Here is a 10,848-nt window from a genome sequence, read left to right on the forward strand (position 1 = left end):
CTGTCGCTAACCCGCTAACAAGCGGCGAGCTTACATTCTTTAAGGGTAACGATGACCGAGGCGCTCGATGACTCACCCGTAGGCGCGAATTCGGTCATCGCGGACGGCAAGAGTTTTGTGTTCGAAACGGGCATGCTACCAGCGGAATTATCCGTGGTAGTGCCCACTTACAACGAAGCGAAGAACGCCCCGCTGATCGTTGCCGCCCTGTCGCGCGCGCTGGTGGGTATTCGCTGGGAAGTGGTATTCGTCGATGACGACTCCCCTGATGGAACGGCTTCCCATGCTCGCGCGCTGGCGCTTGGCGACCCGCGCGTTCGGGTTGTTCACCGATACGGGCGGCGAGGGCTGGCGTCCGCCTGCGTCGAGGGTATTCTCGCGACCGCCGCTCCTTATGTCGCCATTATGGATGGCGACATGCAGCATGACGAAACGATCCTGCCGCAAATGCTGGATCGCCTGTCGAAAGGCGATGTCGATCTCGTTGTCGGCAGTCGCTATGTAGAGGGTGGCGGCATGGGCGACTGGAATAAGCGCCGCGTCGCGATGAGCCGGTTTGCAACAATGCTCGCTAACAGGCTGACAAAAACCGCGATTGGCGATCCGATGAGCGGCTTCTTCATGATCGCCCGCGCCCCATTCATGGCGGCATTACCGGGGTTATCGTCGATTGGTTTCAAGATCCTGCTAGATATCGCTGCCTCATCGCCGACACCGCTCCGCGTGGCAGAGGTACCATTTACCTTTCGGAATCGACAGCATGGCGAAAGCAAGCTCGACGGGTTGGTGCTGTGGGAATATCTCCAGCTTTTAATCGACAAGGCTTTCGGCCACATCGTTCCGGTGCGTTTCATAAGCTTTGCGCTGGTTGGTGGGTCAGGCGTTTTCGTTCACTTTTTCGTACTGACGGTGACTCTGGAAACACTGCTCGCGATTAACGGTGCTTCCCTGGAAGGGCGCTGGTTCGTTATTGCCCAGGGTGCCGCGACGCTTGTGGCAACGACGACCAATTTTCTTTTAAACAACCTCCTCACCTACCGCGATCAACGTCTCAAAGGAGCGAAGCTGGTTTGGGGCTGGATAACGTTCAATCTGGTTTGTGGATTTGGCTTCGCCGCCAATGTCGGCGTCGCGAGTTGGTTGTATCAGCGGCATAATTATCTGATCGTGTCGGCCCTTGCAGGTATCGCGGTCACCACTGTCTGGAACTACGCGATGTCTTCGATATTCACATGGCGCAAGCGGGGCTAATTCCAGTGACTTTATGACGGTTATCGCATTTCTGGCTCCGGTAGCCAGAGCGGCAAACGGTTCTGCTTTGCCATTCTGCCGACACCAGTTATTAACCTCGGATCACGCAAGCGCGAATACGACGTGATTGACCGCACAGACCCGGGTGCAATCTTTATTGGCTATGGAGCGTAATTCTCATGTCCCGTGGCGCTTTTCCCGACGGACGCATGGCATCGCGCGCTCCCCGTTTTGAACGGTATCTGGACGTCGTTCCTACGTTTCGGCTTTCGCCCGAAGCGCTTGCATCTATTGCAATAATGGCATTGAGCCTAACTATCCTCATCGGCACGCTAGGCGCGCTAGTGTTCATATTGAGCACCCTTGCTCTGGCGGCTTACGACCCAGCACGCAGCCTGCAGAATATTGCGCGCTATTCCCCGTTTCTGATTTTACCGATTTTAGCGGTGCTATCGACTTTCTGGTCAACATCTCCAGCAGCTACGATGCGCGGAAGCCTTGAGCTCTTTATTACTGTGGTCGCTATGATCCTGATGGTCTGCAACATGCGAGCCTCGCGGATGATCTTGTGCGTTTTTATAGCCCACTTCATTATCTGCCTGATAATTCTGCCAAGCGTGCCGCATAGTCTGTCTTCTGGAAACGCGCTTTATGTCGGGTGGCTCGGTAGTAAAAATCAGGTCGGCAGTTGTGGGGTAATGTTGGCCGCGATGGCAATGCCGGTCATGATCGACAAAACTCAGCCATTCCTTGCTCGCTTATCGACCCTCATTGCCCTTCCTATGTCCTTACTCATCATATATCTTGCACAATCGGGCGGTTCGATCACATCGATGGTTTTGATGCTGGTGGTTTTCCCGCCACTTGCAGCATTGACGCTCATTAAATTCCCGCTTCGCGTAGGGTTGGTCATCTTCACGCTCGGTATGCTCGCAGTTTGCAGCTTTTTTATAGACGACATCACAAACGCGATCGTCAATTTCAGAGTGAACGTTCTTAATAAGGATGCCACGCTGACGGGTCGAACATATTTGTGGGACTTTGCAGCACGCCTTTCGGCAAACCATCCTTATCTCGGTACGGGATTCAATGCATTCTGGCAGCAAGGAAATATCGAAGCAGAAGGTCTTTGGCGTTGGGGCGGGATCGCCAATCGATCCGGTTTTAACTTTCACAACGCATTTGTCGGAATGCGCGTGTATCTCGGTCTGGTAGGACTTATCCTGCTTATCCTGACTTGTGTCTGCGTGACGTTGGCAGGGCTTTTTCGCCAACTGTGGAAACCCTCTATTCCAATCGCGGGACTGTTGAGCATGTTGGCAGTAAATTATGCAAAATCGTTCGTCGAAGAAGGACTGCTAAACGCCTTTAGCCTGATCACAGTATTATGGCTGGCGACGGGGGTATATGCGTTTCGCCCTGCTGCCGATTCCAAAAACAACAATGAACCAGTCTCGTTCGGGCGTGGTGTAAACCGGAAACGTGTCAGCGAAAAGTTTGGCGCGCGCGAAGCAGCCCATTTGCGCTCTGGCGATAGGCCTTTCCGAATGGTGGAATGACGCACGCGAAGCTTGAAAGGCGTTTCAGCCACCTGACCAAGCGCCTCACTTCGGGGATAGTCATTAGCAATATTGTAACAGCGCCGACGCTGTGACAGTGACGACTGCGATAGCGAGGCAATCACCAAGAAACATGGGTGAGCAAGCGGTCACGACCAGCGTCAGAACAGGATGCCCCGCCGATACCGGATTTTTGCCCCCAAGTCCGACGTATGGATCAGCACCTCCGCAATAAATGCGATGACCCGGAAAAGGTTGATACCAACCAGACGACTGCCCTGTCTCTGTCAAACCCGATCCCCGAGATCTCGCAACTCTGGTAAGCTAATCATTTCAACCTACAATGCTTTCGGCTGCTCTCTCCGGTCACGTACTCAATCGGGAAAGGGTTGACAGTTTCCATGGTCGGGCGTTGGAACGTTACGCTCAGCTTTATGTTATAACGGACGCCATGACCGATCCTAAAAAAATGAAACCTGCCAAACCGGCAAAATCAGAATCTTCCAAGTCGGATCGATCCAACACCCGTTGGGTCGCTGCTGGCGCGGCAATGGGAATTGGTTCGGCAGCGCTTGTTGCCGCATTACTGTATTCGAACCGTGATAAGCGTGACGGTAAGCCGATTGTTAACCATGACGGTCCAAAACCCGAATCCGACTAAAGCGACGCACGTGGGGACAGTTTAGTGAAAAAAATTCGCAAGGCAGTATTCCCTGTCGGTGGATTGGGAACCCGGTTTCTTCCCGCAACGAAATCCATTCCGAAAGAGATGCTGCCGGTGGTCGATCGGCCGCTCATTCAATATGCCGTCGATGAAGCACGAGAGGCTGGCATCGAGCAGATGATCTTCGTCACAGGTCGCGGCAAGTCAGCGATCGAAGACCATTTCGATATCTCCTTCGAGCTGGAAAATTTGCTGACTTCGCGCGGCAAATCGCTCGACGCAATCGAGGATACTCGCTTCAAACCGGGGGAGGTCATTTACGTTCGTCAGCAAGACCCGATCGGCCTGGGTCACGCAGTCTGGTGCGCGCGTCACATCATCGGCGACGAACCCTTTGCCATCTTCCTGCCCGACGAACTGATGGTCGGGTCACCCGGTTGCATGGCACAGATGGTCGCCGCCTACGAAAAGGTCGGCGGCAATCTGGTGTGCGGCTATGAAGTCGCACCCGGTGAGACATCGAAGTACGGCATCATCACCCCGGGCCGTATAGATGGGCAGTTGGTCGAAGTCGTCAATCTAGTGGAAAAGCCTCCGCTGGGCACGGCACCGTCCAATCTGATGATTCCCGGTCGCTATATCCTTCAGCCTGAAGTGATGGCGGTGCTGGAAACGCAAAGCCGGGGCGCTGGCAATGAGATCCAGCTTACCGATGCGATGGCGCAGATAATCGGCAAACAACCCTTCCACGCTTGGGCGTTCGATGGGCAGCGGTACGACTGTGGCGACAAGGCCGGCTTCATCACTGCAAATATCGCGCTGGCGCTCGCTCGCGATGACGTTGGGCCGACGGTGGCTGCGTTTTTGAAAGATCAGAAGATCGTTTGAAGGACGGGCGCGCTTAACGGCGCGCCATCGCCTGTTGCATCCGGGCAAGGTATCGAGCCAGTACGTCGATTTCCAAGTTGACGGTTTCCCCGGCTTTTAGCGCGCCCAGAGTGGTCTTCTCGGCAGTGTGCGGAATAATATTGACCGAAAATCGTGCTGTTCCATCGGCCTGATCGTCGATCCCATTCACCGTTAGTGAAACCCCGTCGATGGTTATCGAACCTTTTTCAGCAATAAATGGAGCAATCATCGCGGGAACAGAAACGTCGATCTTTAACGAATCACCGTCTGGAGAAATATCGACAACCGTGCCGATGCCGTCCACATGGCCGGTGACGATATGGCCCCCAAGCTCGTCACCAACCCGGCAAGCGCGTTCCAGATTCAGGCGCGCGCCCTTTCTCCACATTGCCGATGCCGTTCGGTTCACACTTTCGGCCGATACGTCGACCGTAAAACTGCCCGTCCCCTTTTCCACGACCGTAAGGCAGACGCCTGAGCATGCGATAGACGCACCCATGTCCACCGTTTCCAAATCGTAGCTCGTATCGATGATCAACCGCATATCCCCGCGCGCCTCGACGCTGCGGACGATACCCAGATCTGTAATGATGCCTGTGAACATAAAGCTACTCCCGAAGCCGTTGGTAGATGTCGAGCCGGTCGCTGCCAAGGGTCCGCGAATCGGTTAGGCTCCATCTTCCATGGGCGTTTGCAAGATCATCCAGCCCAATGTTACCGATTGACCGCCCCCGCCAATCAGGATGGGTGCTCGATATACCAAAAGTCGATCGACCATATCTGTCCCAAGAAATGCTGAAGCCGTCCTTGCGCCCCCTTCGACCAGCAGATCATTGCCGGGCAGCCCATCAATCCGATTGGGCGAATTTACGGTCAGCCAGCCACTGGGTGCAGACTTTTGCGTCAGCATGGCACGGGCAGGGCTACGGCTCTCCAGACCGGATAAACGGACATCCAGCGCGGGTACATCAGCGTCGAATGTGCCGCGCCCGATTAGAATAACATCACATCGTGCGCGCTCGAGATGCCCATGTGCACGCGCCTCCGGACCTGTGATCCACTTGCTACGCCCGTCGGTCATCGCGACGCAGCCATCAAGGGATAATGCCAGTTTCAAAGTTACGTGTGGCCTATGGTAGCGACAGCGTATTAGGAAACCGGCCATCGACCGGCGGGCTTCTTCGCGACGGACCCCAGTAACGACGTCGATGCCAGCCGCGCACAACCGGTCGAAGCCGTGCCCGTTGGTTCGCGCATCGGGATCGCCGATCGCTGCGACAAGGCGCGCAATGCCGCGCGCTGCAATGAGGTCGGCACAGGCCGGCCCCCGTTCGCTAACATGAGCGCAGGGTTCGAGTGTGACATACAGCGTTGCACCGCGCGAAGCTTCGCCCGCTTCTTCCAAAGCCATGGCTTCGGCGTGAGGGCGTCCCCCCGGTTGGGTCCAACCACGACCGACGATGCGACCGTTGCGGACGATGACGCAGCCGACGTTAGGATTCGGAAACGTTTGCCCGCGGCCGCGTTCGCCAAGGGCAAGCGCGGCCGCCATGAAACGATCGTCGCTGTTCAACATGCGTCTCGGATCAAATGCCGACGCTGCGAAGGGCATCCCGCGCCCGTTTGAATTGCGCCCGGCGTTCGGCCTGAAATTCTTCGATCTGTTTCTTCTTTGCAAGTTCGGCGGGGAGGTCACGTGCTTGTTGCGCTGCGATTTCGGCGCGTGTCCGCTCCGCCGACCATTGCTGGACGTACATTATTTCTGGCGGGTGCCATTCGGGCGGCCGATTGAATTCGTTGATGAACGCCAGAATGACAAGGATCGGAATGCCTATCGCAAGTGCCGCAAAGACGATCTGATGCGGTCGCCGCTGACGCATGAACGAAACCGCATCGCGCCAGGCGACACGCGGTGAGGTGGGACGAGGAATAAACGACATGTTATGAAGATAGGCGGGCATGGAGAACTGTGCCAGCCCTTGGTTCATGCTGTGGCACCGAAGTGCGATCGAGAGGTGGCGCGATTAACCCCCTCGGCGAAAGTGAGATTAGGCCGCCTGCGCTATTTTTAGACGCACAAGCGGACGGACGTCCTCAGCATGGGCCCAGCACAGATCCGGCAACTCCAGAACCCGTCCATCTTGAGAATAGATCCCGATCGAACGGATTGGATGATGAGTCAGACGATCCACAAGCACAGGTGTCGATGGGCTACCGGACGCCCATTTTTCGCCCCATTGGCGCAGTGCAACGACGGAAGGTAAAAGGGCTTCCCCCTTTTCGGTCAGGCGATATTCCACTTTGCGGCGGTCATGCGCCATCGGTTCGCGCGACAATATGCCATGTTTTACAAGAGTGGCGAGGCGATTGGCGAGAATGTTACGCGCAATGCCCAGCGTGGACTGAAATTCTTCGAAGTGGTGAAGTCCGTTGAAGGCCCCGCGCAGAATCAGAAGCGACCAGCGCTCGCCAACAGCCTCTAACGCTGCTGGCAATGCGCAAACCGCCATGTCGCAGAAGTTATCTTTCACTATCTCCATAATTTTTGGTCTTATATTATTTTTCGTTTTTCGCCAACCCGCAGAGGTTGCTGAATGGTGCATTGCAAAATCTAATTTTCCGATTGGTTAAAGCGCTGCTTGCCAAGCCCATATGCCACCCCCCATCATAGGGAAGTGCTTCGTCAATATGAACTTGTAGAACGGGTTAAATCCTACGACCCCGATGCCGATGAGGCGCTGTTGAATCGCGCCTATGTTTTTTCGATGCAAATGCACGGATCACAAAAAAGGGCGTCAGGTGATCCATATTTTAGCCACCCCATCGAAGTTGCGGGGATCCTGACCGACCTCCATCTCGACGACGAAACGATCGCGACCGCGATCCTTCATGATACGATCGAAGATACGCTGACGACGCACGAGGAGATCGTGGCGAAGTTCGGCCCCGCTGTTGCGCGGCTTGTCGATGGCGTGACAAAGCTCAGCAAGATCGAGGCGCAGACCGAAAACGAGCGCGCAGCGGAAAATTTGCGCAAATTCCTGCTGGCGATGTCCGACGACATTCGCGTGCTGCTGGTGAAGCTGGCCGACCGGCTGCACAATATGCGGACGCTGCACTTCATCCCGGACGAGAAGAAGCGGCGGCGCATCGCCAAGGAAACGATGGATATCTATGCGCCACTTGCTGAGCGCATCGGTATGTATGAGTTCATGAACGAGATGCAGACTCTGGCATTTCGTGAACTCGAACCCGAAGCCTATGCGTCGATCACCAAGCGGCTGGCGCAGTTGCACGAGGGCGGCGGCGACCAGATTTCACGCATCGGATCGGGGCTGAAGCTGGTTTTGAGCCGCGCAGGGATCGAGGCCGATGTCTCTGGCCGCGAAAAACATCCCTATTCGATCTGGAAGAAGATGGCCGAGCGCCATATCAGCTTCGAACAGCTATCCGATGTGATGGCTTTTCGCGCGATCGTGCCCGATGCCGACGCCTGTTACCGCGCGTTGGGCGTCATTCATCGACGCTGGCCGATGGTTCCGGGCCGGTTCAAGGATTACATCTCGACACCCAAGCGCAACGGCTATCGTTCGCTGCACACTGCGGTCATCCATTCGGAAAAGATGCGAATCGAGATCCAGTTGCGGTCGTCCGAAATGCACGCGCAGGCCGAATATGGGCTGGCGGCGCACTGGACCTATAAACAGGGTCAGAAACGCCCCGACGTGCCGGTACGGTGGATCAGCGATCTGGTCGAGATCCTCGATAACGCGGACAGCGCCGAGGAGCTGCTCGAACACACACGCATGGCGATGTATCAGGATCGAATCTTCGCCTTCACGCCAAAGGGCGAATTGACGCAGTTGCCAAAGGGTTCGACGCCGGTCGACTTTGCCTATGCGGTGCACACCACGCTGGGCAATGAGGCCGTCGGTGCCAAGATAAACGGACGTGTCGTGCCGCTGCGCACACAGATCGAGAATGGCGATCAGGTCCAGATTTTGAAATCGAAAGCGCAGGAGCCACAGCCCGCGTGGCTGAACTTTGCTGTGACGGGTAAGGCGCGGGCGGCGATCCGGCGCTTTGTCCGCAACAAGGAACGCGGTGAAAACATCGCATTGGGTCAGAAGATTTACGACGAACTGGTGCACCGCCTGCCCGCGCCACTGGGCAAGGAAGCCATGAATGCCGCGCTTAAGCGCCTGAAGCTGGTCAATGAGGCTGCGCTGATGGAGGCGATCGCACGCCGGACGCTGACCGATGCGCAGGTTCTGGAGGCACTGATGCCGGGTTCGGCGGGTCCGGGGGATGACATCCGCGTGGCCCCGCAACAGCGTGAGGCAATCTCTATCAAAGGGTTGACCGCGGGCGTTGCGTTCAATCTGGCACCCTGCTGCCACCCGGTTCCGGGTGACCGCATCGTCGGGCTTCGGCGCGAAGATGAACCCATCGTCGTCCACACCATCGACTGCCCCAAACTGGCCGACGGCATCGATGCCGACTGGGTCGATCTGGCATGGGGCGATGGGTCAGACGGCGGTGCCGCGCAATTGCTGGTGGTGCTGAAGAACGAACCCGGCGCGCTTGGCGTGATGGCGGGGATATTCGGACAGAATCGCGCCAATATTCTGAACCTGAAGCTGGAAGCACGCGATTCGGGATTTCACACGTTCCGCGTCGACCTCGAAGTGCACGACCTACAGCACCTGACCCGGATATTGGCGGCGTTGCGAGCGGTGGATGCCGTCAGTCAGGCCGATCGGGTCTAGGCAACGGACTCTGTCACATAGGCGACATCAACCGCGCGCAACGGCGGTTTGAGGAGTATTATCGATGATCCGGATCGACCGCCGCCAATTGATCGCCACATCTGCGCTTGGCCTTGGAGGCCTGCTGCTGCCCGGAGGCGCGTTGTTTGCGCAGTCGCTATCGGTCGCGCGCGGCTTCACCCACAATGTCGCCAGCGGCGAGCCTGCGACCGATTCTATCCTGCTCTGGACGCGCTTTGTCGGCGACGGCGATAGTGCGCACATTAAGGTCGAAATTGCCGACACGGCCAACTTCACGCGAATCGTATCGGGCGGTGAGATGATTACCGGGCCATGGCGCGACTGGACGACGAAGATCACCGTCGATGGCTTGTCGCCCGGTAAAACCTATCACTATCGTTTTATCGGTGAGGACGGCAGCAAATCCCCGGTCGGCCGCACCAAGACGCTGCCCACAAGCGGCGTTGAGCAATTCAAGATCGGCATTTTTTCATGTTCGAACCTGCCGGTCGGCGAATTCAATGCTTATGGTCATGCCGCGGCACGCGACGACATCGACATGATGCTGCACCTCGGCGATTATTTCTACGAATATAAGCGCGGCACCTATCCGCCCGAAAGCCCCCGCTGGGATCGTATCCAGCCAGCAGAAGAAGTAGTCGGCCTCACCGATTATCGGCTGCGCTATGCAAGTTATCGCACAGATCCCAATCTTCAGGCTTTGCACAACCGGCACCCGATGATCCTGTCGATGGACGATCACGATTCGGCAAATGACAGCTGGGAGGGCGGAGCGCAGAATCATCGGGCGGATGAGGGCGACTGGACGCTTCGAAAGCTGGCGGCGATACAGGCGTATCGCGAATGGCTGCCCATCGACGATATTCCATACCAGACGTATGACATCGCCGATCTGGCGACCCTGTTTCGAACCGACACCCGATTGCTGGCGCGAAGCCATCAACCATCGACCGCCAGAATGTTCGAATCAGCCGATGTGCCAGCCGCTCTGGCCGCGTTCAAAAAGGGGCCGTGGCGCGATCCGGCGGTGACCATGATGGGAACCACGCAGGAAAATTGGCTGGCTCATGGTTTGAAAGCATCGACGGCAGCGCGAAAAAAATGGCAGTTGGTCGGTGTCGGCACGATTGTTGGAGAGACTTATATGCCACCCGAAGCAAGCGGGTGGCTGGCCGCCGATGCGACGGCATCGTCCAAACGCTACACACTGGGAGGGCTGGAGCTGGCAAAAGCCGGTCTGCCGTTCAACTATGATAATTGGGGCGGCTATCCTGCTGCCAGAGCGCGCCTGTTGGGCGCAGCGCAGCGGGCAAATGCCAATTTGGTGATCGTGTCGGGCGACAGTCACAACGCCTGGGCTTATGATCTCAAAAACGAAGGCAAGCGTGCCGGCGTCGAATTCGCAGGCCACTCCGTATCCTCGAATGGCTATGAATCTTCGACGAAAGGCACCGATCCAAAGACCATCGCAGCAGCAATGGTCCGCGCCAGCCCCGAACTGAAATGGTGTGACACCTCGCAAAGGGGCTATATGATGCTTACCTTGACACCAACGACTGCTACGAACGAATGGGTATTCATGCAGACCGTCGCCACGCCGTCCATTGCCACATCGACACCGCACACCATGCGCGTTCGTGTGGGCAGTGCGATGCTTGAAACAGTATAGAAAGAT

Annotated in this window: 9 protein-coding genes and 1 pseudogene; 6 read left to right on the forward strand and 4 right to left on the reverse strand. The window is 56.7% G+C overall.

Annotated features, from left to right (window positions below; all coding sequences use genetic code 11):
• Positions 1-132 precede the first annotated feature (132 nt).
• From D3Y57_RS11340 to galU, 4 genes are all read left to right on the forward strand, one after another.
• A complete protein-coding gene (locus D3Y57_RS11340; protein ID WP_162987235.1) occupies positions 133-1,251 on the forward strand; it encodes a glycosyltransferase in 1,119 nt (372 codons plus the stop codon).
• 179 nt (positions 1,252-1,430) lie between these two features.
• Positions 1,431-2,810 (forward strand): O-antigen ligase family protein, encoded by a 1,380-nt coding sequence (locus D3Y57_RS11345; RefSeq protein ID WP_121153077.1) that lies wholly within the window; start codon positions 1,431-1,433, stop codon positions 2,808-2,810.
• Positions 2,811-3,261: 451 nt separating this feature from the next.
• Positions 3,262-3,471, forward strand: coding sequence for a hypothetical protein (locus D3Y57_RS11350; RefSeq protein ID WP_162987088.1), 210 nt, complete (start codon positions 3,262-3,264; stop codon positions 3,469-3,471).
• Between the two features lie 24 nt (positions 3,472-3,495).
• Positions 3,496-4,362 carry a UTP--glucose-1-phosphate uridylyltransferase GalU gene (galU, locus tag D3Y57_RS11355; protein WP_121153079.1) on the forward strand — a complete coding sequence of 289 codons (867 nt, stop codon included), beginning with the start codon at positions 3,496-3,498 and terminating at the stop codon, positions 4,360-4,362.
• A 13-nt stretch (positions 4,363-4,375) separates the two neighbouring features.
• On the opposite strand, the gene D3Y57_RS11360 is transcribed toward galU, so the two are convergent.
• The 4 genes and pseudogenes from D3Y57_RS11360 to D3Y57_RS11375 form a co-directional block, all read right to left on the reverse strand.
• Positions 4,376-4,987, reverse strand: a complete 612-nt coding sequence (locus D3Y57_RS11360) for a riboflavin synthase (protein WP_121153080.1) — start codon at positions 4,985-4,987, stop codon at positions 4,376-4,378.
• Positions 4,988-4,991: 4 nt separating this feature from the next.
• Positions 4,992-5,935 (reverse strand): annotated as a pseudogene (ribD, locus tag D3Y57_RS11365) (bifunctional diaminohydroxyphosphoribosylaminopyrimidine deaminase/5-amino-6-(5-phosphoribosylamino)uracil reductase RibD).
• A gap of 34 nt (positions 5,936-5,969) precedes the next feature.
• Positions 5,970-6,371 carry a hypothetical protein gene (locus D3Y57_RS11370; protein WP_121153081.1) on the reverse strand — a complete coding sequence of 134 codons (402 nt, stop codon included), beginning with the start codon at positions 6,369-6,371 and terminating at the stop codon, positions 5,970-5,972.
• A 60-nt stretch (positions 6,372-6,431) separates the two neighbouring features.
• Positions 6,432-6,923 (reverse strand): winged helix-turn-helix transcriptional regulator, encoded by a 492-nt coding sequence (locus D3Y57_RS11375; protein WP_430739033.1) that lies wholly within the window; start codon positions 6,921-6,923, stop codon positions 6,432-6,434.
• Positions 6,924-7,058: 135 nt separating this feature from the next.
• On the opposite strand from D3Y57_RS11375, the gene D3Y57_RS11380 reads away from it, so the two are divergent.
• Together D3Y57_RS11380 and D3Y57_RS11385 are read left to right on the forward strand one after the other, a co-directional pair.
• Positions 7,059-9,152 (forward strand): RelA/SpoT family protein, encoded by a 2,094-nt coding sequence (locus D3Y57_RS11380; protein WP_121153083.1) that lies wholly within the window; start codon positions 7,059-7,061, stop codon positions 9,150-9,152.
• 64 nt (positions 9,153-9,216) lie between these two features.
• Positions 9,217-10,842 (forward strand): alkaline phosphatase D family protein, encoded by a 1,626-nt coding sequence (locus D3Y57_RS11385; RefSeq protein ID WP_121153084.1) that lies wholly within the window; start codon positions 9,217-9,219, stop codon positions 10,840-10,842.
• Positions 10,843-10,848: the final 6 nt, after the last annotated feature.

The organism is Sphingomonas paeninsulae (assembly GCF_003660165.1).
Taxonomy (GTDB): domain Bacteria; phylum Pseudomonadota; class Alphaproteobacteria; order Sphingomonadales; family Sphingomonadaceae; genus Sphingomonas_O; species Sphingomonas_O paeninsulae.

Coding starts and splice junctions, on each gene's coding strand:
- D3Y57_RS11340 (WP_162987235.1), top strand. CDS start 133: ATGCTACCAGCGGAATTATCCGTGGTAGTGCCCACTTACAACGAAGCG.
- D3Y57_RS11345 (WP_121153077.1), top strand. CDS start 1,431: ATGTCCCGTGGCGCTTTTCCCGACGGACGCATGGCATCGCGCGCTCCC.
- D3Y57_RS11350 (WP_162987088.1), top strand. CDS start 3,262: ATGACCGATCCTAAAAAAATGAAACCTGCCAAACCGGCAAAATCAGAA.
- D3Y57_RS11360 (WP_121153080.1), bottom strand. CDS start 4,987: ATGTTCACAGGCATCATTACAGATCTGGGTATCGTCCGCAGCGTCGAG.
- D3Y57_RS11370 (WP_121153081.1), bottom strand. CDS start 6,371: ATGAACCAAGGGCTGGCACAGTTCTCCATGCCCGCCTATCTTCATAAC.
- D3Y57_RS11375 (WP_430739033.1), bottom strand. CDS start 6,923: ATGGAGATAGTGAAAGATAACTTCTGCGACATGGCGGTTTGCGCATTG.
- D3Y57_RS11385 (WP_121153084.1), top strand. CDS start 9,217: ATGATCCGGATCGACCGCCGCCAATTGATCGCCACATCTGCGCTTGGC.